Below are 20,025 nucleotides of genomic sequence, written 5' to 3'. Positions count from 1 at the left end.
CACTCATGCCTATCGTAAGAGCAAAGCCAACATCACCAGGCCGTCGTTTTGTTGAAAAAGTAGTGCATCCACACCTGTACAAAGGTCGTCCGTTTGCAGCACTTCTAGAATCAAAAAGCAAGTCAGGTGGTCGTAACAATAATGGCCGCATTACTACTCGTCACATTGGCGGTGGTCATAAGCAACATTATCGCATTATCGATTTCAAACGTACTAAAGACAATATCCCAGCAACGGTAGAGCGTATTGAATACGATCCTAACCGTACTGCTCATATTGCTCTACTTAAGTATGCTGATGGCGAACGTCGTTACATTATCGCTGCTAAGAAACAAGTAGTTGGTGATACAGTAATGTCAGGCGAGACTTCTCCAATTCGTCCAGGTAACTGCTTACCGCTAAAAAACATCCCATTGGGTACTGTGATTCACAATATCGAACTTAAAATCGGTAAAGGTGCACAGATGGCTCGTTCTGCGGGTGCTAGCGTTCAGTTACTAGGTCGTGACGGTGTTTATGCTATTCTACGTATGCGTTCTGGCGAAACTCGCCGTGTACACGTAAATTGCCGCGCTGTTATTGGTGAAGTTTCTAACACTGAAAACAACTTGAAATCACTTGGTAAAGCCGGTGCTTCACGTTGGCGTGGTGTTCGTCCTTCTGTTCGTGGTGTCGCTATGAACCCGGTTGATCACCCACACGGTGGTGGTGAAGGTCGTAACAAAGGTCGCCATCCAACCAGCCCTTGGGGTCAGAAGTCTAAAGGACTTAAAACGCGTCACAATAAGCGTACTGACAACATGATCATCCGCCGTCGCGCCAAGAAGAAATAAAGGAAGAATTTCATGCCTCGTTCATTGAAAAAAGGTCCATTCATAGACGCGCACTTGTTTGCTAAAGTTGAGAATGCATTAGACACCAACTCACGCAAGCCAATTAAGACTTGGTCGCGCCGCTCGATGATTCTGCCACAAATGGTTGGCCTAACTTTATCTGTTCACAACGGCCGTACTCATGTACCGGTTATCGTGAGCGAGCAGATGGTTGGTCATAAACTAGGTGAATTTGCCCCGACTCGTACGTATCGTGGTCACGGCATTGACAAAAAAGCTAAGAGATAAGGTGCTTACCATGGAAGTAACTGCAAAATTACGCGGTGCCGCCATATCGGCACAAAAAGTTAGACTCGTTGCTGATGAAGTTCGTGGCAAATCTATTGAGCGTGCTTTGGATATCCTAACGTATAGCAATAAAAAAGGCGCTGTGTTTGTTAAGAAATGCCTTAACTCAGCCATCGCCAATGCCGAACATAATCACGGCTTGGATATTGACGACCTAAAAGTCGCTACTATCTATGTTGATGAAGGCATTACGCTAAAACGTATCCTACCACGTGCCAAAGGCCGTGCTGATCGCATCAGCAAGCGTACTTGTCACATCACTATAAAGGTAGGAGAATAAGTTATGGGTCAAAAAGTACATCCAATCGGAATTCGTCTTGGTGTTGTAAAAAAGCATAACGCAAACTGGTATGCTAACCCTAAACAATACTCAGAATACCTAATCAACGACATTCAAGTTCGTGAATATCTACGCAAAAAGCTAGACAACGCTATGATCAGCAACATCATGATCGAGCGTCCTACTGGCGCTGCTAAGATTACCATCGCCACTGCGCGTCCTGGTATTGTTATCGGTAAGAAAGGCGAAGATATCGAAAGACTTCAAAAAGAATTGACCAAAATTATGGGCGTACCTGCTCAGGTCAACATTGAAGAAATCACGTCACCTGACCTTGATGCACGTTTGGTAGCAGACGGCATCGGTAGCCAGCTTGAGCGTCGTGTTATGTTCCGTCGTGCGATGAAACGCGCGGTACAGAACAGCATGCGTTCTGGTGCTAAGGGTATCAAGGTTGAGCTGTCTGGCCGTCTAGGCGGTGCTGAGATTGCTCGTAGTGAATGGTACCGTGAAGGTCGTGTGCCATTGCATACACTCCGTGCTGATATTGACTATTCGTCAATTCGTGCAGAGACAACTTACGGCACCATCGGTGTTAAAGTTTGGATTTTCCGTGGCGAAATCCTTGACGGTATGAACAGTGTATATAATCCCGTCAAAGAAGAGCAGACTCGTGCGCCAAAACGCCGTGGTCGTGGAAACCGTCGAAACTCAGACAGAGGTTAAACTATGTTACAGCCAAAACGTACCAAGTTTCGTAAAATGCACAAAGGTCGTAACACTGGGCTAGCTCATCGTGGAAGCACCGTTGCATTCGGACAAATTGGTCTAAAATCATTGACGCGTGGTCGTATGACAGCTCGTCAAATCGAAGCAGCACGTCGTACCATCACTCGTAAAATTAAGCGTGGCGGTAAGATTTGGATTCGTGTATTCCCTGACAAACCAATTACCAACAAACCATTAGAAGTACGTATGGGTAAAGGTAAAGGTCCAGTAGAATATTGGGTATGCGAAATCAAACCTGGTAAAGTGCTATATGAAATTGAAGGGGTACCAGAAGAGCTTGCACGTGAAGCTTTCACGCTTGCTGCAGCAAAACTGCCCTTTAAAACTACCATTGTTAAGCGGACGATAATGTAATGAAGATCAGTGAATTACGTGATAAATCATTAGAAGAACTGACCCAGTTACTTGATGAAAAGCAACTTGATGCTTTCCGTATTCGTATGGCTAAAGCAACTGGTCAGTTGGGTAATACCCATGAAGTCAGAGGCAATCGTCGCACGATTGCTCAGATTCAGACTTTGATTAACGAGAAACAACGAGGCGACTCATGAGCGATAACAATCAAACAGCTAATGCTAGCGTATTGACAGGAAGAGTTGTCAGCGACAAGATGGACAAGTCCATCACAGTTTTGATTGAACGTCTTGTACGTCATCCTTTGTATGGCAAACAGCTTCGTCGTTCTACAAAAATCAAAGCTCATGATGAGAATAATGTTTGCCAACAAGGCGACCTTGTCCGCATCAAAGAAACGCGTCCAATCTCAAAAACTAAGTCTTGGACTTTAGTTGATGTGGTTGAAAAAGTAGAAAAAATCTAAGTAAATTGCATTAAAAGCCAGAAGCTGTTAAAATAGCCGCCTTTTTAAGGATGCTGATTGCGCCGAGCGTATATCACTCACATTAAGAGTAGCAGCGGTTATTTATATTAAAATGCCGACTACTCATACTGTGCTAGCGGCAGCAACTGGTTTTTATTGCTCATACGTGTGGAGTAACGCTATGATTCAGGTTGAGTCAATGCTGGAAGTTGCAGACAATAGCGGTGCAAGGCGAGTTCAGTGCATTAAAGTACTGGGTGGCTCTCATCGTCGTTATGCATCAGTTGGCGACATTATTAAAGTAACGGTTAAAGAAGCCATTCCTCGCGGTCGTGTTAAAAAAGGCGACGTGATGAATGCAGTAGTTGTACGTACCAAAAAAGGCGTTCGTCGTCCTGATGGTTCTGTTCTGCGTTTTGATGACAATGCTGCGGTATTGTTGAACCAAAACAAAGCACCGATTGCAACTCGTATTTTTGGACCGGTAACTCGTGAACTACGTGGTGATCAGTTTATGAAAATTGTATCCCTAGCACCAGAAGTATTGTGAGGTAATCCATGTCAAAATTACGTAAAGGCGATACAGTTATCGTGATTGCTGGGAAAGACAAAGGCAAGCAAGGTACTGTACAAGCTGTAAAAAACGATCGTATTAAAGTTGAAGGCATTAATATTGTTACTAAACATCAGAAGCCAAATCAGGCAACTGGCGTTGAAGGTGGCATTCTTAAGCAAGAAGCTTTTCTGCATATCTCAAATGTCGCAATCTTAAATGCGCAAACCCAAAAAGCAGACCGTATTACTTATCAGTTTGGCGAAGACGGCAAGAAACAACGCGTCTATCGTTCAAGCGGTGAAGTAGTGGCGACTGCGTAAGACACTAAGGGTGTAATGGTAATGGCAAGATTAAAATCTTTATATAACGATGAACTAAAGCAGCAAATCAAAGAAGAGCTTGGTTTGGCAAATGTGATGCAAGTGCCTAAAATCACTAAAATCACACTTAACATGGGTGTAGGCGGCGCGTCTCAAGACAAGAAATTGTTGGAAGGTGCTGTAGCTGATATGACCGCGATTGCTGGTCAAAAACCTGTTGTCACCAAAGCGCGTAAATCAGTTGCTGGCTTTAAGATTCGTGAAGAATGGCCAATTGGCTGTAAAGTAACGCTACGCGGTGAGCAAATGTACGAATTTTTAGATCGTCTCGTTGCCATTGCAATTCCTCGTATTCGTGATTTCCGCGGTTTTTCACCTAAAGCCTTTGACGGACGTGGTAACTACTCATTGGGTATCAAAGAACAAATCGTATTCCCAGAAGTAGATTTTGACAAGATTGATCGTATCCGTGGTATGGATGTGACAATCACTACGTCAGCTCAATCTGATGAAGAAGGTCGTGCGTTGCTTAAAGCATTCGGCTTCCCATTTAAATAAGGTAAAGACGTTATGGCAAAGAAGAGCATGATTAACCGCGAATTAAAGCGCGAAAAAATGGTTGCTAAATATGCTGAAAAGCGTATCAAGCTAAAAGAAACTATCAGTGATATGACTGCAAGTGACGAAACTCGTATGGAAGCGATGTTAGAGCTACAAGCTCTTCCACGTAACTCATCACCAGTACGTCTGCGTAATCGTTGTGCTATCACCGGTCGTCCTCACGGTTACTTCCGCAAGTTTGGCTTGTCACGCAATATGCTGCGTGAGCGTGTCATGCAAGGCGATGTGCCTGGTGTTCGTAAAGCAAGCTGGTAAGGAGTAACTATATGAGTATGCAAGATACCGTTGGGGATATGCTAACCCGTATCCGTAACGCACAAATGGCTAACAAAGTATCGGTAGCAATGCCGAGCTCTAAATTACGTAAATCAATTGCTGATTTACTAGTTAGCGAAGGTTATGTGGCTAGCGCTGTTGTTGCTGAAGAAGAAAACAACAAAGCAACCCTTACTATTGAATTGAAATATTTCGAAGGCCGTGCTGTCATCGAAACTATCCAACGTTATAGCCGTCCTGGTTTACGCCAGTTCCGCGGTAAAGACGCTATCCCTACTGTTAAGCAAGGTATGGGTGTTGCTATCGTATCTACTAGCCAAGGTATCATGAGCGATCGTGCTGCACGCGCTGCTGGTATCGGTGGTGAAATCGTCGCATTTGTAGCGTAAGCTATACGACGATGAAGTCTATTTGATGGTTGTTAGGCTTCTATCGGTTGAGTAATATTAAATTATTTTGAATTGATAGATGTCTAACACAGTCAACTATGCTAAACTAACACGCTTTTTAGCCTGTTAGTTTTTTCGCTAATATAAAGAAGTTAAATTTTTTAAGGAATATTCCTATGTCTCGTGTGGCTAAAGCCCCAGTGACGCTGCCAAACGGCGTAAGCGTTACTTTGAACGATCGGCAGGTCGAAGTTAAAGGCAAGAACGGTTCTATGTCTTTACGCCTGCATGAATTGGTCGAGCTGAAACAGGAAGATGATGCTATCATTTTCTCACCTACAGTCGATTCAAAAGAAGCTATGATGCACACTGGCACCATGCGCGCTCTTGTTAACAACTATGTTACTGGCGTAAATGAAGGCTTTGAAAGACGTCTTCAGTTGATTGGTGTTGGTTATCGCGCGCAAGTTACTGGTAACAAGGTAACCTTGAACGTTGGTTATTCTCATCCAGTAGAGTATACGTTACCTGAAGGTGTATCAGCTGAAACACCAACGCAAACTGAAATTGTTTTGAAATCAAACAATAAACAGCAGCTTGGTCAAGCAGCCGCCAACATCCGTGGTTTCCGCCCACCTGAGCCTTATAAAGGTAAAGGTATTCGTTATAGTGACGAGCATGTGATTCGCAAAGAAGCTAAGAAAAAATAAGGTGAGTTGAAATGTTTGATAAAAAAGCAGCTCGTCTGCGTCGAGCTAAGAAAACACGCGCGCATATCCGTTTCTTAGGCGTTCATCGCTTAACGGTTAACCGCACGTCAAAACATATTTATGCCCAGATTATCTCTCCAAATGGTGGTGAAGTGATTGCTCAGGCATCTACCTTAGACAGCAGCTTGCGTTCAGGCGCGACTGGTAATGCTGATTCAGCAACGTCTGTAGGCCAAATGATCGCAGAACGCGCAAAAGCAGCTGGCATTACTAAAGTTGCCTTTGACCGTAGTGGTTTCAAATATCATGGTCGAGTTAAAGCTTTAGCAGAAGCTGCTCGCGAAAACGGATTGGAGTTTTAATCATGGCTAGAAATGATAAAAATGATAAAAATGAACAGACTGACGGTCTAGTAGAACGCTTAGTTACCGTTGATCGCGTAGCGAAAGTTGTTAAAGGTGGTCGTATTTTCTCTTTCACTGCATTGACTGTAGTGGGCGATGGCAATGGTCGTGTAGGTTTTGGTCGCGGTAAAGCACGTGAAGTGCCAGCTGCTATCCAAAAAGCACTAGAAGCTGCCAAACGTAATATGATTACTGTTGAGCTAAATGATGCAACTTTGCATCATCCAATCAAAGCACGTCATGGTGCTAGTAAAGTCTACATGCAACCTGCATCTGAAGGTACTGGCGTAATCGCTGGTGGCGCAATGCGTGCTGTATTAGAAGTTGCTGGTGTCAAAGATGTTTTGACTAAATGTTATGGTTCTACCAATACTGCTAACGTTGTTCGCGCAACGTTTAACGGTTTACGTGATATGTCAACTCCAGAGAAGATGGCAGCTAAACGTGGTAAATCTGTAGACGAAATCTTGGGTTAACTTAGACTAGGTGAGTTACGATGAAAAAAATGAAAGTCACTCAATTTAAATCGGGTGCCCATCGCCTAAAGAGCCACAAAGCGAGCTTGAAAGGATTGGGTTTACGCCGTATTAATCATACTGTAGTAGTAGAAGATACTCCTTCGACTCGTGGTATGGTCAATCGCGTTAACTACATGGTAAAAGTGGAGGAAGCGTAATGGGTCTTAGATTAAATGAATTATCACCAGGTGTTGGCGCAAAGAAAACTGCCCAACGTCGTGGTCGTGGTATCGGTTCAGGTCTTGGTAAGACTGGTGGTCGTGGTGTAAAAGGTCAGAAATCTCGTTCAGGTTCTAGCATTCGCTCAGGATTTGAAGGTGGTCAGATGCCTTTATATCGCCGTCTACCAAAATTTGGTTTTACCAGTAAACTGGCTATGAAGACTGCTGAAGTACGTCTTTCTGAACTGAATAAAATTGAAGGCGATGTAGTTAGCCTTGAAACACTTAAAGCTGCTAACCTTATCCGTCACGATATGAAACGTGCTCGTGTAATGCTATCAGGCGAAGTCACTAAAGCTTATACTTTCAAAGGTATTAAAGTGACTAAAGGTGCTAAGCAAGCTATCGAAGCTGCTGGTGGTAGCATCGAGGAGTAGTAACGTGTCAAAACAATCAATGTCATCGGCTGGTATACCGCTTAATCCATTCGCATTTATACGTAAGTATGATGAGTTATGGACGCGTTTATTATTTTTAATCGGCGCATTGATTGTTTATCGTTTAGGGTCACATATTCCAGTTCCGGGTATCAACCCAGTTAACTTGGCTGATCTGTTTTCGCGCAACGAAAACACCATTTTGAGCATGTTTAATATGTTCTCAGGTGGTGCGCTAGAGCGTATGTCTATCATGGCACTTGGCATTATGCCATATATCTCAGCATCGATTATCGTACAGATGATGTCTGCAGTATTGCCATCGCTTGAAGCCCTCAAAAAAGAAGGTGAAGCGGGACGACGCAAGTTAAACAAGTATACCCGTCAGGGAACGCTTGCTTTAGCCCTAGTACAGTCATTAGGAATGTGTGCCGGCTTAATCAGCCAAAACCTTACTTTATCTACTGGTCTTACCTTTTATATTCCAGCTGTTACTTCTTTGGTAGCAGGCGCAATGTTCTTAATGTGGCTTGGTGAGCAAATTACAGAACGCGGCGTAGGTAATGGTATTTCAATGCTCATTTTTGCGAGTATTGTGGCTGGTACTCCAGGTATCATTTCGCAGTCTATTGAACAGGTCAATCAAGGTCAGATGAACTTGATTGTGCTATTTATTTTTGTACTGCTAGGTATCGCGGTTACTGCGGGTATCGTTTATATTGAACGTGCTCAACGCCGTGTTCCTGTGAACTACGCACAAAAACAGCAACAAGGTCGCAAAATTTATGCTCAGCAGCAATCACATTTGCCGCTTAAGCTAAATATGGCAGGGGTTATCCCAGCTATTTTTGCCAGTTCTTTGTTATTGTTTCCTGCAAGTTTAGGGCAGTGGGTCGGTCAATCGACTGATCCTACCTTTGTACAGAAAATACTTCAAAATATGGCATTGGTGTTGTCTCCAGGACAGCCGCTATATTTAGTACTGTTTGGCGCAATGATTATCTTCTTCTGTTATTTTTATACGGCATTGGTATTTAGTCCGCGTGAAGTAGCAGAGAACCTTAAACGTAGTGGTGCGTATATCCCAGGTATTCGCCCAGGACAACAAACTCAGCGTTACCTCGATCATGTATTAAACCGACTGACCTTTATTGGCGCGATGTATATGACGGTTATTTGTTTAATGCCAATGGTCGTCCAGTCATCGTTTGGTGTGCCGTTTCAACTCGGTGGTACGTCTTTACTGATTATGGTGGTTGTGGTAATGGACTTCATTTCGCAGATTCAAGCGCATTTGATGACCCATCAATATCATGATCAGACGTTAATTCAATCGCCCACTCAACCTTAAATGAGCGGTACGATATTTCAAGGAGCATGCTATGAAAGTTCAAGCATCAGTTAAAAAGATTTGTGGTAGCTGTAAAGTTGTGCGCCGTAAAGGCCGTGTACATATTATTTGTACAGCAGAACCTCGCCACAAGCAACGTCAAGGTTAATATTTAGTATTAGAAAACATCTAGTTTTCGCTGCTAATTAAATTAATACTTGAAAAATAACGGCGGATGCGATATCATCCGCCACTTGCCGTGTTTATACAAAATCTTTTATAATAGAATCGATGAGCAGACTTATAGTCAAAACATCGATAATGACTATAAAAGCTCTAGTATTAACAGCAACAAATCTGAAGAGTAAAGCCTTATCGCTAGATAACGCTTATTTTTCTTTAATGGAGAGAAATCAATGGCTCGTATTGCCGGCGTAAACATTCCGGATAATAAGCATGCTGTTATTTCACTAACTTACATCTTTGGTGTAGGTCGTACCACTGCTCAGAAAATCTTAGAAGCAGTTGGCATCGCCCCTACTACTAAAGTCAGTCAGTTAGATGATACACAGTTAGATGCTATCCGTGCACAAGTTGCAAACTACATGACTGAAGGTGACCTTCGTCGTGAAGTTTCAATGAACATCAAGCGTTTAGTTGATCTTGGTTGTTACCGTGGCATCCGTCATCGTCGTAACCTACCAGTTAGAGGTCAGAACACCAAGAACAACGCTCGTACTCGTAAGGGTCCGACACGCCCTCTCAAAAGATAATTAACTTAGGAAGCTAAAAGATGGCAAAAGACACTCGCAGTCGCAAAAAGGTGGCTCGTCGTTCAGTATCGGAGGGCATTGCCCATATCCATGCGTCTTTTAATAACACCATTGTTACGATTACCGATCGTCAAGGTAATGCATTGGCTTGGGCCACTTCAGGTGGACAAGGCTTCCGTGGTTCACGTAAATCTACACCATTTGCAGCTCAGGTTGCAGCTGAAGTCGCTGGTAAAGCGGCCCAAGAATATGGTGTTAAGAATATCGATGTTTTGGTCAAAGGACCAGGACCGGGTCGTGAGTCTGCGGTAAGAGCACTAGGTGCATTGGGTTATAAAGTTAACAGCATCTCTGATGTAACCCCAATCCCACACAATGGTTGCCGTGCGCCGAAAAAGCGCCGCGTCTAATATTAAAGACGAAGCTTTTTATACTAAAAGCTTATAGGAGACATAACAATGGCCCGCTATATTGGACCAAAACTGAAATTATCACGTCGTGAAGGTACGGATTTAGGCCTTAAATCTGGCGTTAAACCGTATGACGTAAAAACGAAGAAAGCTGGTCGTCCACCAGGTCAGCATGGCGTAAGCCGTAACAAGACCTCAGAATATGCTCTACAGTTGCGTGAAAAGCAAAAAGTTAAGCGTATTTATGGTGTACTAGAGCGTCAATTCGCGAACTACTATAAAGAAGCTGCTCGTAAGCGTGGCGCTACTGGTGAAAACCTACTAGCAATGCTTGAGAGCCGCCTAGATAACGTTGTATATCGCATGGGCTTTGGCTCAACTCGCGCAGAAGCACGTCAGCTAGTCAGTCATCGTACTGTTATGGTAAAAAAAGCTGGCCGTGATGAGTTTGTTCGTGTGAACATTCCTTCAATTCAGCTTCAAGATGGTGATGTCATCGCTATCCAAGAGAAATCTCGCGAACAACTACGTATTAAAAACGCTATCGAATTAGCGACACAACGTGGTATTCCAGAATGGCTTGATGTTGACCACAGCAAACTACAAGGCACGTTTAAACATGCGCCTGATCGTATTGATCTACCTGCTGAAATCAACGAAAGCTTGATCGTTGAGCTATACTCTAAGTAATGACGTAATGCTCAATGTTATGAAAATGGCATTGAGCAATTAACGTTAATTAAACCAGTTTAATAAATCGAGGTGACATCATGATGCTAAATGCAACTGAGTTTCTAACGCCGAATGCCATTAATGTGGATACGGTTAACGAAACGATTGCGAAAGTCACGCTCGAACCGTTAGAACGCGGCTTTGGGCATACCCTAGGTAATGCTCTGCGTCGCATCTTGTTATCTTCATTACCTGGCGCTGCAGTCATTGAAGCTGAGATTGATGGTGTTGACCATGAATACTCAACGCTTGAAGGCCTGCAAGAAGACGTACTTGATTTGCTTTTGAACCTAAAAGGCTTAGCAATTACGCTTCATGACCAAAATGAAGTATTTTTGACCTTGGATAAACAAGGTCCAGGCACTATTACTGCTGCAGACATCGCGTTGCCGCACAATGTTGACATCATCAATCCAGAATTGGTCTTGGGTACATTGAGCGATCGTGGTCATCTTAAGATGCGTTTGCGTGTAGTGATGGGTCGTGGATATGAGCCAGCAAACCAGCGCCGTGAAGATGGTGATACTAAAGCAATTGGACGCTTAAAGCTTGATGCAAGTTTTAGTCCTGTGCTTCGTGTTGCTTATCAGGTTGAGAACGCTCGTGTAGAGCAGCGTACTGATCTTGATCGTCTTATCATTGAGCTTGAAACTAATGGCACTATAGATCCAGAAGAAGCAATTCGTAAAGCAGCCACTATTTTACAACAACAGATTTCTATCTTTGTTGACCTAGAAGCTGAAGAAGCGCCTGAGCCTGTGAAAGAGAAAGAAGAGGTTGATCCGGTGCTATTACGCCCTGTGGACGATCTTGAACTAACGGTTCGCTCAGCCAACTGCTTGAAAGCTGAAAACATTTACTATATCGGTGATTTGGTACAGCGTTCAGAGACTGAACTTCTAAAAACCCCAAATCTTGGTAAGAAATCATTGACAGAAATCAAGGACGTATTAGCGTCTAAAGATTTAGAGCTCGGTATGCGCCTAGATAACTGGCCACCAGCTGATTTACGTGTTGATGATCGCTTTTCTTATCGTAGCCGTTAAACTTTAAGGATTTTTGACTATGCGCCATCGTAAGAGTGGAGTCAAGCTGGGTCGTACCGGCAGTCATCGTAAGGCAATGTTTCAGAACATGACTAACTCATTATTTGAGCATGAACTGATCAAAACAACTTTACCAAAAGCTAAAGAACTACGTCGCGTTGCCGAGCCATTGATCACTATGGCTAAAGAAGACAGCGTTGCTAACCGTCGTTTAGCATTCAGCCGTATGCGTAGCAAAGCTATGGTAGGCAAATTATTTGGCACGTTAGGTCCTCGTTACCAAACGCGTCCAGGTGGTTATTTGCGTATCGTAAAATGCGGTTACCGTGATGGTGACAATGCGCCAATGGCTTATGTAGAATTGGTTGATCGCGACTAGTTTTGCACCCAAGACATATTCCATAAAAAAGCTCCAATGCAATTGGAGCTTTTTTTTGTCTTAAATTTGACTAAATATATTATTAGTTGTTTAAAGCAATAAATAGCTGCTTACAGTAATAACGAATCGACATCGGCCGCACCTTGTCTGATAACTTCAGGAACGCTGCTAGTCATATCCACGATAGTAGTAAGCTTAGTTGTCTTTATACCTGCATTGATGAGACCGTCGATTTGATTGCCTAGCAAATCTTCAATCTCAAATGGGTCATCCAAAATATCGTCTCGATTAGGCAAAATCAGTGAGCTGGTTAAGATAGGTTCATCCATCGCTTCTAATAATGCTTGAGCAATGGGATTACTAGGTACACGAATACCAATGGTTTTTTTCTTTGCATGCGCCAGTTTCTTGGGTACGTCTTTAGTGGCAGTAAGAATAAAAGTAATTGGGGCAGGGGTGTGGGCTTTCAGCTGTTTAAACTGCACATTATCAACTGTTGCATAATTGGCAATTTCGCTCAGGTCGCGGCACAGTAAGGTAAATTGATGCTTATCATCAAGTTCGCGGATTTGCTTAAGCTTAGCTAGGGCATCCTTTGCGCCCAAACGGCAACCAAAAGCATAACTGGTATCCGTTGGATAAATGATTAACTGATCTCTGCGCAATAGGTCAGCGGCTTGCTCAATGAGACGTGGCTGCGGATTATCGGGATGAATATAGAAGACTTCCATAATGGTTCCTTATTTTATAATTATTGGTTTTTAATTGAGACAAATTTTTCATTAGTTAGATGTGGTTCAATCATTGGATATATTAGAAAAACTATTCTAGAACTAAAGCAGATCGATATCTTCAAAATACCACTTCAGTTATCAGTATAGCTCAAAGTAGATATAAGTTTAGTGGCAAGGCGTTACCAACCGTAGAAAATCGTTAATAAGTAGGAACGCTTAGTAATTTAAACTAAGCGCTGATCTCAGATGAAGAAGTGCAAGCGCTAAGTAACGCAATCAGCAAAGTCTTAGCGTCACGCGGCAGAGTATTAGGTTTGGCTATATAGCTTTGGACTTGCTGATAGACATCACTAGCAAATGTGCTACTACTGGTGTCGAAGTCGGCAAACAAATTATCTTGTGAGACTTGGAAATTTCGTCCACACGCCAAGGTGAACAAACACTCTAATGCTTGAGGTTTGATTTCTACACGCTCAAATGCCTGCTGCTGCGCCGCTGATCGTCCATCTGGAGCATACCAGTAGCCAAAGTCAGATAGTTGTCTACGAGCGTCACCAGCTACACACCAATGACTGATTTCATGTAAAGCACTGGCAAAAAAGCCATGAGCGAATTCAATTCTGGCAGGTTTATCATTTTGAGCTGGGAAATACTCGGGTTCATCATTGCTACGAACCAATATAACTTGCTGATCAGCAAATAAAATATTAAATAACTGTATGAGCCAATCGGTAGCTAATCGTTCGCCATCAACTATCGATTCTGTTGAGTGAGTATCGTCAAGCTGAGTAGTAGATAACCTTTGCCACTGACTTCTGAGTTCGTTTAAATACTCATCTTTATCGAGGCATAGTCTATTATTAGGAACATTTTTAGTATGACTCCCTAACTGAGTAAGATGTTGCAGTAACGAACTTGCTTCAGTAGGAGAAAGTAAATAAGAAAAATTAATTTTATTATCGGATAGATTCATAGAGAAGACATTGACTTAATAAATACTAAAGACAAAAAACTTTAGGTAAAAAGGTAAGTAGTAAAAGAGCTTAAACAAATTTACTATCAAAAAATCTTAACATACTAGCGCTAGCAGAATATGGCACTTTCCGTTAGTATGGCAGGCAATATTATACACCGTTTTTATGAATGAGGCCGCGCATGTCAAGCACTCCAGAAACTAAACCGTCAGCACCTCACGCTGACAATAAAAAAGCGCCTGTATCTACTGGCATGCCTGAGCAGATCTCCTTAGACAAGTGGGCAGACACTGGCTATGAATGGTCAGGAGAGGTCAAACCAAGCTCGTTTGATCGTCTTGCTACTACTCTGAGCACTGAACATGAGCAGTCAGACATACAGCTCAACGCTAACTTATATCGTCGCAACAACGTCTTGCATCTAGCATTTACTTTGACAGGTGATGTTTGGCTAACTTGTCAGCGCTGCTTACAACCAATCGCGATAGACTTGTCTGATGATTATGACATCGCGCTACTAGAAAACGATAGTCAGGTTCGTTTAGTTAAAGATGAACAAGATTATTTATTACTGGATGAAATCGTCACCGAGCAATCTCCAGAGCGTCTGTTGCCATTTAAGAAGTTGGTAGAAGACGAGATCTTGCTTAAAACCCCAATGGCGCCAAAGCACGACGATTGTGAGATGTCTGTTGAGCAGTTTGGTGAGATACCAGAAGAAGAGGAAGGTGAAAATCCTTTTGCTGCTTTAGCCTCGCTAAAAGGCAAACTATAAGCGTCAAAATTATCTACTCAATGCATTTAAAAAGCCTTTTATCAGCTTTGTACAGAAGAGTGCAAGGCAGGGCTTTATTAATTTAATAAACATGCGTATAATGTCCGGTTTATTGCATTCGAGCAACCTGTTGCTTGCTGATAGAAACTGACTGGGTAAATTTTTTATAAGATTCAGCCTTGGTCAGTGCTTTATGTGAGTGGCAATCTATTTAACTAATGATGCTTAAGACTTAGGTTGTTATGATTATATAGCCTCTGTCAGTATCGACTTAAGCTGAATTTCAAGCTTATCCCTTTTAAGTATAGGAGCTATATCATGGCTGTTCAAAAAAGTCGTAAAAGCCGTTCTCGTCGTGACATGCGCCGTTCACATCACCGTATGGAAATTGCTGAACTAAGCGTAGATGCTACTACTGGTGAAAAACATCGTCGTCATCACATGACTAAAGATGGTTTCTACCGTGGTCGTCAACTGTTCAAAGTCAGCCAAGACGCCTAAGACATTGGCTCTGTGATAGCTTAGGCGAAAACAATAATAGTACTGGTGACTATTATTGTTTTTGCCTAGTTATTACTAGTCAATAAGCTTTGAGCTAAAAAAAGCCAAGTTATTTCGCTATCATATATTATGTGGCTGGATAACTTGGCTTTTTGTTATTTATAGCTAGGCTTGTTGTTTAATTCGCTTGTTATTTTTAGTAGATTTAAAAATGTGCTGATATAATCTGCTCCTTTAATTTGGGCAGCGTTACTCTTGCTGTTTGGTTTGCATCCGCTATGATAATAGTGTCTGTCAGTGTATAGTTTACTGACAATCCGTTTTCTTGCATAAATACTTGAAGTAGCGGCTTTGTATAACATCTAATAATATAATACACCCCATTGTTTTTAGGGATATTTCTAATCAGATAAGGAATATTGGTTATGGCTTCTGTACCCGATATGGTAAAAAAGCAACCCGCTCGTATCGCGGTCATTTTTCCTGGACAAGGATCTCAAGCAGTCGCAATGACGAGCGAGCTTGCTGAAATCTATCCAGAGATACGTGATACATTTACCGAAGCGAGTGATGCGCTTGGTGAGGATTTGTGGGCAATCTGTCAGGACGAAGAAAAACTCAATCAAACCCAATATACTCAGCCTGCGCTTTTGACCGCTAGTATTGCTATTTGGCGTGTTCTACAACAAAAAATAGAAGATACGCCTTGTTATTTAGCTGGTCACTCTTTGGGCGAGTACAGTGCCCTGTGTGCTGCCAATGTGATATCGCTGGGTGATGCAGTCACTTTAGTACATAAGCGCGGTCAGTTGATGCAAGAGGCCGTTGTAGGTGTTGATACTGCTATGGCTGCAGTATTAGGACTAGAAGATAACCGAGTCGAAAACTTGTGTGAGCAAGCAACCGAACATGTCGAAGATGCAGTAGTCGGTGCAGCCAACTTTAATAGTCCAGGACAAGTGGTTATCTCGGGTAACGCTGCTGGTGTTAATGCTGTTATTGATAAAGTCAAAAACACGGGCAAAAAATCTGTTCCTCTAAAAGTGAGTGTGCCATCTCATTGCGCACTTATGGAACCTGCCAGCAATGCATTGGCTGAGATACTAGCGGGTATCAAGTTTGATCAGGCAACCATTCCTGTTATACAAAATCGCTATGCACGCGTTGAAACCAGTGCGGTCGGTATTAAGCAAGCATTGACTGAACAGCTGAGCGAGCCAGTACTGTGGTCAAAAACCATGCAAGAGTTAGCTGACAAGCAAATCAATATCTTAATCGAATGTGGCAGTGGTAATGTACTGAGCAATTTGGCGAAGCGTCAGGCGCAGCCAATCGCCAGCTATCCTACTGACAAGCCTGCCCGTCTAGAAAAATTATTGGAGGTGTTATCATGAGCCGTACGATTACATTAGTGACTGGCGCTAGCCGAGGTATCGGCAAGGCAGTGGCCAAGCGTTTTGCTAAAGAAGGACATTTTGTCATCGGAACCGCGACCACTGAAAAGGGCGCTGAGCTTATCGATGACTACCTTCATGATACTGGTGGTATTGGTCGTGTTTTAGACGTACGTGATACTGCTCAAATTGACAAGTTGTTTGAAGAGATCGAAAGCGTCTATGGCGCGGTGCAAGTATTGGTTAACAATGCCGGTATCACTCAAGATGGCCTACTGATGCGCATGAAAGATGAAGATTGGGAAAATGTCATCGATACCAATTTGACCTCAGTATATCGCATGAGCAAACGTGCTGTACGCGGTATGATGAAAGCACGTCGTGGTCGTATTATCAACATCACCTCTGTCGTCGCTCAAATGGGCAATGCAGGTCAATCTAACTATGCGGCGACCAAAGCTGGCGTAGAAGGGTTTAGCCGTACGCTTGCACGTGAGATTGGTTCACGCCAAGTGACCATCAACTGCGTGGCACCAGGCTTGATCGAAACGGATATGACAGATGAGCTTGATGAGCGCCTATTGAACTCTATGTTAGATGCTGTACCTATTAGCCGTCTTGGTCAGCCAGAAGATATCGCTGCAGCGGTACACTTCTTGGCTAGCGACGAGGCCAGCTATATCACAGGCGCTGTCATTCCTGTCAATGGCGGCATGTATATGTAGTCAATATACGAGCGTTACATAGTTATAATAAAAAACTGTGTGAACGAGTGTAAACTATAATAAAGGGTGCTATAATGACGGATACTTTTGAGTCAAAGCCCTGTATGATAACAGGGCTTTATTAGACATCAGACAAACTGTATAACATGTCATAGAGTACTCAGACAGCATTGCTGGTCTGGCAAACGCATTTTATATACCATGCTATAGCGTTAAATAAGGCGATATAGCAGTTTATTAAAAATAATAGATGATAACGGAGTGATCTACATGAGTAATGATATCGAGCTAAGAGTAAAAGCAGCAGTGGCTGAGCAACTAGGTATGAACGTTGAAGACATCAACAACGATGCTTCATTCATGGAAGACCTAGGTGCAGATTCTTTAGACCTAGTTGAATTGGTTATGTCATTTGAAAGTGATTTTGGTATCACTATTCCTGATGAAGATTCTGCAGAATTGACTACTGTTCAAAAAGCAATCGATTACGTACAAGCCCAACTATAATTTGCTACTTATTTAGTAGATTTATAATGCCGCTTATCTGATTAGATAGGCGGTTTTTTTATGTGTGTATGACTGATATTTTTAAATACAGCAATCGAATTTAACATTGACTACGTCAATTCAACATTATTCAACATACTGTTACTATCTACATTGGCTCACTTTATCTATACTCATAATAGTAAGTCGTAGAAGAAGATGCCAGTTAGACATTTAAAATATTGTTTGATTGCGTGTTTTATTAAAAGAATGACAAATAATAATATTTCAAGGAGTAGATATATGGGTATGTTTAGCTTTGCAAAAGATATCGGTGATAAGATTTTTAACCGTGATGACGAAAAACATGATGCTAAGACAGAAACGAAAGCAGATGCTAATACACCAGTACAAAGTAGCGAGCCGAGTGCACAATCAGTGGCTAATATTCTGTTGCGCCGTATTCAGCAGCAAAACCTCAATATCAGTAACCTAAAAATTAAATATAACGGTTCTACAGATACCGCAGAAATCAGTGGTAATGCTAAAACTCAAGCTGATCGTGAAAAAGCAATTATCGCTATCGGTAACGTGCAAAACGTTGCAAAAGTTATTGATAACATCGATATCGAAGAAGATGCACCTGAATCTACGATGTATACGGTAAAGTCTGGTGACAGCTTATCTAAGATTGCTAAAGAAGTTTATGGATCATCTGGCGACTACATGAAAATATTTGAAGCGAACAAGCCAATGTTATCTGATCCAGATAAAATCTATCCAGGTCAAGTATTACGTATTCCTAAGCCATAATTCTAGAAAAAGCGTATAGAAAAATAATATTTTAAATATGATATTCTAATAAAAAAAGCCTCTTATTATTAAGAGGCTTTTTTTATGTTGTACACTTCAAATAACCATTTTATCTCAGGGATATTTGATAGTTATAAAGTGATTGGTTAATTGGTTAATTGGTTAATTGGTTAAGTCTAGCTTATTGTGCTGCTCAGCTAGAGCCCATTCGATATGCTCATCTAGCATGTCATTATGTAAGGTCAATTTAGATTTTAACTGTTCGACTACTTCTAAGCTGGCATTAGCATTGCCAAGGCCGATAGCGATATTACGTAAAAAATTCACATAGCCGGTGCGTCTTAGTGGGCTACCTTGAGTGTTCTTCATAAAGTCGGCTTCTTGCCACTGCCATAGTTCAAGCAAGCTACTATTATCCAATCCGTACCTTGGTGCGAAGTCATCAACAGTAGTTAGATTGGCATAACGATTCCATGGACAGATTAACTGACAATCATCACAGCCAAAGACCCGATTGCCTATCGCGCGTCGATATTTAGTGTCGATGACTCCATCGTGCTCGATAGTCAAATAGGAGATACAAGCAGAGGCGTCAAGCTCATGGGGCGCTATAATTGCTTGAGTAGGGCATATGTCAATACAAGCGCTACAACTACCGCAATGCTCCTTGACTGGTTTGTCATCGGGTAGCTCAAGGCTCAAAAATAGCTCACCAAGCACAAAAAATGAGCCAGCTTGCTTATTTATAAGTAGTGTATGTTTACCTGTCCAACCGAGACCTGCTGCATCTGCAATAGGCCGCTCAAAGATAGGCGCCGAATCGCTAAAAGGTCTAAACACAAATTCTTTCTCTGAACCGATATCCAAATGTTGCCATTCAGGAAGCATTGTTTCTATCTTCAAAGCCAATTGCTTTAAACGACTACGCATCGTTTTATGGTAGTCGCGCCCTCTTGCATAACGCGCAATGATGCCTTTATTAGGGTGATCGTTATCAGTGACAGCACGCGGTATGGGTGCTTGAGTTAGATAGTCCATACGTACGCTGATGATGGTCTTTGCGCCTTCGACTAGCTGATCAGGATGAGCGCGCAGAACATGATTATTGTGCATAAACTGCAGTTGACCCTCATAACCTTTATCTAGCCACTTCTGTAGTTGTTCAATCTGCTTAGTAAACAAAGGATGATGCACAGATAAAAAACCACAATCAGCAAATCCTAGTGCCTGTGCTTGTGCTTTGATCCATTGCTTAACATCAGCTGTGGTTGCAAATACAGTTGGATTGGTAATGGTAATTTTATTTTTATCAGTAGGCATAGAGAGTAGGTGCTTATTAGATGTTTTCTCGTTTGTTTTAATCAGATTATTCATATCTGACAATCAGAGATAATGTAAATACCGCTATGATAAGCCAGTGAGCAATGAGTGCAAGTATAAAAGAAAATAAACTCACATTCATATTGATACATAAGTCGAGGTAAGCTTTTG

At 42.2% G+C, this 20,025-nt stretch carries 33 protein-coding genes; 30 read left to right on the top strand and 3 right to left on the bottom strand.

All coding sequences use genetic code 11. The features are described from left to right. Nucleotides 1-5: 5 nt before the first annotated feature. The 24 genes from rplB (at nucleotide 6) to rplQ (ending at nucleotide 12,132) form a co-directional block, all read left to right on the top strand. Nucleotides 6-833 (top strand): 50S ribosomal protein L2, encoded by an 828-nt coding sequence (gene rplB, locus JMX63_RS10605; RefSeq protein WP_057758702.1) that lies wholly within the window; start codon nucleotides 6-8, stop codon nucleotides 831-833. 12 nt (nucleotides 834-845) lie between these two features. Continuing rightward, the gene (rpsS, locus tag JMX63_RS10600; protein ID WP_010196682.1) at nucleotides 846-1,121 is read left to right on the top strand and encodes a 30S ribosomal protein S19; all 276 of its coding nucleotides are present in this window, start codon (nucleotides 846-848) and stop codon (nucleotides 1,119-1,121) included. A 10-nt stretch (nucleotides 1,122-1,131) separates the two neighbouring features. Next, nucleotides 1,132-1,461 (top strand): 50S ribosomal protein L22, encoded by a 330-nt coding sequence (gene rplV, locus JMX63_RS10595; protein ID WP_021813373.1) that lies wholly within the window; start codon nucleotides 1,132-1,134, stop codon nucleotides 1,459-1,461. 3 nt (nucleotides 1,462-1,464) lie between these two features. Beyond that, entirely contained in the window at nucleotides 1,465-2,187 is a 723-nt protein-coding gene (rpsC, locus tag JMX63_RS10590; RefSeq protein ID WP_057758704.1) for a 30S ribosomal protein S3, read from the top strand. Nucleotides 2,188-2,190: 3 nt separating this feature from the next. Then, a complete protein-coding gene (rplP, locus tag JMX63_RS10585; RefSeq protein WP_010196693.1) occupies nucleotides 2,191-2,604 on the top strand; it encodes a 50S ribosomal protein L16 in 414 nt (137 codons plus the stop codon). Beyond that, nucleotides 2,604-2,801 carry a 50S ribosomal protein L29 gene (gene rpmC / locus JMX63_RS10580; protein WP_010196696.1) on the top strand — a complete coding sequence of 66 codons (198 nt, stop codon included), beginning with the start codon at nucleotides 2,604-2,606 and terminating at the stop codon, nucleotides 2,799-2,801. The genes rplP and rpmC overlap by 1 nt, the downstream gene beginning before the upstream one ends. Next, nucleotides 2,798-3,070, top strand: coding sequence for a 30S ribosomal protein S17 (rpsQ, locus tag JMX63_RS10575; RefSeq protein WP_010196699.1), 273 nt, complete (start codon nucleotides 2,798-2,800; stop codon nucleotides 3,068-3,070). Before rpmC ends, rpsQ begins: the two co-directional genes overlap by 4 nt. A 181-nt stretch (nucleotides 3,071-3,251) precedes the next feature. Beyond that, complete coding sequence (gene rplN, locus JMX63_RS10570; RefSeq protein WP_010196702.1) at nucleotides 3,252-3,620, top strand: 50S ribosomal protein L14; 369 nt, start codon at nucleotides 3,252-3,254, stop codon at nucleotides 3,618-3,620. 8 nt (nucleotides 3,621-3,628) lie between these two features. Then, nucleotides 3,629-3,946 (top strand): 50S ribosomal protein L24, encoded by a 318-nt coding sequence (rplX, locus tag JMX63_RS10565; protein WP_101204866.1) that lies wholly within the window; start codon nucleotides 3,629-3,631, stop codon nucleotides 3,944-3,946. A gap of 21 nt (nucleotides 3,947-3,967) precedes the next feature. Further along, complete coding sequence (rplE, locus tag JMX63_RS10560) at nucleotides 3,968-4,504, top strand: 50S ribosomal protein L5 (RefSeq protein ID WP_101204865.1); 537 nt, start codon at nucleotides 3,968-3,970, stop codon at nucleotides 4,502-4,504. Between the two features lie 12 nt (nucleotides 4,505-4,516). Next, nucleotides 4,517-4,822: a 30S ribosomal protein S14 gene (gene rpsN / locus JMX63_RS10555; RefSeq protein WP_010196705.1), complete on the top strand. Its 306-nt coding sequence runs from the start codon at nucleotides 4,517-4,519 to the stop codon at nucleotides 4,820-4,822. Between the two features lie 11 nt (nucleotides 4,823-4,833). Next, on the top strand, nucleotides 4,834-5,232 hold the full coding sequence (rpsH, locus tag JMX63_RS10550) for a 30S ribosomal protein S8 (RefSeq protein ID WP_101204864.1): 399 nt from the start codon (nucleotides 4,834-4,836) through the stop codon (nucleotides 5,230-5,232). Between the two features lie 176 nt (nucleotides 5,233-5,408). Further along, complete coding sequence (gene rplF / locus JMX63_RS10545; protein WP_057758710.1) at nucleotides 5,409-5,942, top strand: 50S ribosomal protein L6; 534 nt, start codon at nucleotides 5,409-5,411, stop codon at nucleotides 5,940-5,942. A gap of 11 nt (nucleotides 5,943-5,953) precedes the next feature. Then, a complete protein-coding gene (gene rplR / locus JMX63_RS10540; RefSeq protein ID WP_057758713.1) occupies nucleotides 5,954-6,304 on the top strand; it encodes a 50S ribosomal protein L18 in 351 nt (116 codons plus the stop codon). Between the two features lie 2 nt (nucleotides 6,305-6,306). Then, complete coding sequence (gene rpsE, locus JMX63_RS10535; RefSeq protein ID WP_057758716.1) at nucleotides 6,307-6,822, top strand: 30S ribosomal protein S5; 516 nt, start codon at nucleotides 6,307-6,309, stop codon at nucleotides 6,820-6,822. Between the two features lie 20 nt (nucleotides 6,823-6,842). After that, the gene (rpmD, locus tag JMX63_RS10530) at nucleotides 6,843-7,022 is read left to right on the top strand and encodes a 50S ribosomal protein L30 (protein ID WP_057758718.1); all 180 of its coding nucleotides are present in this window, start codon (nucleotides 6,843-6,845) and stop codon (nucleotides 7,020-7,022) included. Next, on the top strand, nucleotides 7,022-7,462 hold the full coding sequence (gene rplO, locus JMX63_RS10525) for a 50S ribosomal protein L15 (protein ID WP_057758719.1): 441 nt from the start codon (nucleotides 7,022-7,024) through the stop codon (nucleotides 7,460-7,462). Before rpmD ends, rplO begins: the two co-directional genes overlap by 1 nt. Nucleotides 7,463-7,481: 19 nt before the next feature. Further along, a complete protein-coding gene (gene secY / locus JMX63_RS10520) occupies nucleotides 7,482-8,813 on the top strand; it encodes a preprotein translocase subunit SecY (RefSeq protein WP_180958160.1) in 1,332 nt (443 codons plus the stop codon). A 31-nt stretch (nucleotides 8,814-8,844) separates the two neighbouring features. Then, on the top strand, nucleotides 8,845-8,961 hold the full coding sequence (gene rpmJ / locus JMX63_RS10515) for a 50S ribosomal protein L36 (protein ID WP_010196721.1): 117 nt from the start codon (nucleotides 8,845-8,847) through the stop codon (nucleotides 8,959-8,961). 247 nt (nucleotides 8,962-9,208) lie between these two features. Next, nucleotides 9,209-9,565 carry a 30S ribosomal protein S13 gene (rpsM, locus tag JMX63_RS10510; protein ID WP_021813384.1) on the top strand — a complete coding sequence of 119 codons (357 nt, stop codon included), beginning with the start codon at nucleotides 9,209-9,211 and terminating at the stop codon, nucleotides 9,563-9,565. A 20-nt stretch (nucleotides 9,566-9,585) separates the two neighbouring features. Then, complete coding sequence (gene rpsK, locus JMX63_RS10505; RefSeq protein WP_010196728.1) at nucleotides 9,586-9,975, top strand: 30S ribosomal protein S11; 390 nt, start codon at nucleotides 9,586-9,588, stop codon at nucleotides 9,973-9,975. Between the two features lie 48 nt (nucleotides 9,976-10,023). Continuing rightward, on the top strand, nucleotides 10,024-10,665 hold the full coding sequence (gene rpsD / locus JMX63_RS10500; protein ID WP_057758723.1) for a 30S ribosomal protein S4: 642 nt from the start codon (nucleotides 10,024-10,026) through the stop codon (nucleotides 10,663-10,665). An 80-nt stretch (nucleotides 10,666-10,745) separates the two neighbouring features. Beyond that, entirely contained in the window at nucleotides 10,746-11,753 is a 1,008-nt protein-coding gene (locus JMX63_RS10495; protein ID WP_021813386.1) for a DNA-directed RNA polymerase subunit alpha, read from the top strand. 19 nt (nucleotides 11,754-11,772) lie between these two features. Continuing rightward, nucleotides 11,773-12,132, top strand: a complete 360-nt coding sequence (gene rplQ, locus JMX63_RS10490; protein WP_021813387.1) for a 50S ribosomal protein L17 — start codon at nucleotides 11,773-11,775, stop codon at nucleotides 12,130-12,132. A 110-nt stretch (nucleotides 12,133-12,242) separates the two neighbouring features. Here the strand turns inward: rplQ and JMX63_RS10485 are convergent, their stop codons facing one another. Further along, complete coding sequence (locus JMX63_RS10485; protein ID WP_160023599.1) at nucleotides 12,243-12,863, bottom strand: L-threonylcarbamoyladenylate synthase; 621 nt, start codon at nucleotides 12,861-12,863, stop codon at nucleotides 12,243-12,245. Nucleotides 12,864-13,095: 232 nt separating this feature from the next. Next, a complete protein-coding gene (locus JMX63_RS10480; protein ID WP_201572273.1) occupies nucleotides 13,096-13,839 on the bottom strand; it encodes an elongation factor P hydroxylase in 744 nt (247 codons plus the stop codon). A gap of 182 nt (nucleotides 13,840-14,021) precedes the next feature. On the opposite strand from JMX63_RS10480, the gene JMX63_RS10475 reads away from it, so the two are divergent. The 6 genes from JMX63_RS10475 (at nucleotide 14,022) to lysM (ending at nucleotide 18,534) form a co-directional block, all read left to right on the top strand. Further along, nucleotides 14,022-14,615 carry a YceD family protein gene (locus tag JMX63_RS10475; protein ID WP_201572272.1) on the top strand — a complete coding sequence of 198 codons (594 nt, stop codon included), beginning with the start codon at nucleotides 14,022-14,024 and terminating at the stop codon, nucleotides 14,613-14,615. A gap of 318 nt (nucleotides 14,616-14,933) precedes the next feature. Then, nucleotides 14,934-15,116: a 50S ribosomal protein L32 gene (rpmF, locus tag JMX63_RS10470; protein ID WP_057758809.1), complete on the top strand. Its 183-nt coding sequence runs from the start codon at nucleotides 14,934-14,936 to the stop codon at nucleotides 15,114-15,116. Between the two features lie 425 nt (nucleotides 15,117-15,541). Further along, entirely contained in the window at nucleotides 15,542-16,510 is a 969-nt protein-coding gene (gene fabD / locus JMX63_RS10465; RefSeq protein ID WP_201572270.1) for an ACP S-malonyltransferase, read from the top strand. Then, nucleotides 16,507-17,235: a 3-oxoacyl-ACP reductase FabG gene (fabG, locus tag JMX63_RS10460; RefSeq protein WP_057758813.1), complete on the top strand. Its 729-nt coding sequence runs from the start codon at nucleotides 16,507-16,509 to the stop codon at nucleotides 17,233-17,235. Before fabD ends, fabG begins: the two co-directional genes overlap by 4 nt. Before the next feature lie 270 nt (nucleotides 17,236-17,505). Further along, a complete protein-coding gene (acpP, locus tag JMX63_RS10455) occupies nucleotides 17,506-17,742 on the top strand; it encodes an acyl carrier protein (RefSeq protein ID WP_057758815.1) in 237 nt (78 codons plus the stop codon). A 282-nt stretch (nucleotides 17,743-18,024) separates the two neighbouring features. Further along, a complete protein-coding gene (lysM, locus tag JMX63_RS10450; RefSeq protein WP_057758817.1) occupies nucleotides 18,025-18,534 on the top strand; it encodes a peptidoglycan-binding protein LysM in 510 nt (169 codons plus the stop codon). A 162-nt stretch (nucleotides 18,535-18,696) separates the two neighbouring features. Here the strand turns inward: lysM and queG are convergent, their stop codons facing one another. Then, nucleotides 18,697-19,854, bottom strand: coding sequence for a tRNA epoxyqueuosine(34) reductase QueG (gene queG / locus JMX63_RS10445; protein ID WP_227673314.1), 1,158 nt, complete (start codon nucleotides 19,852-19,854; stop codon nucleotides 18,697-18,699). Between the last annotated feature and the right edge of the window lie 171 nt (nucleotides 19,855-20,025).

It is taken from the genome of Psychrobacter nivimaris (assembly GCF_904846365.1).
GTDB classification, from domain to species: Bacteria; Pseudomonadota; Gammaproteobacteria; order Pseudomonadales; family Moraxellaceae; genus Psychrobacter; species Psychrobacter nivimaris_B.
Note: the sequence above shows the minus strand (reverse complement) of the source record. Positions and strands in the feature narration are given on the sequence as shown.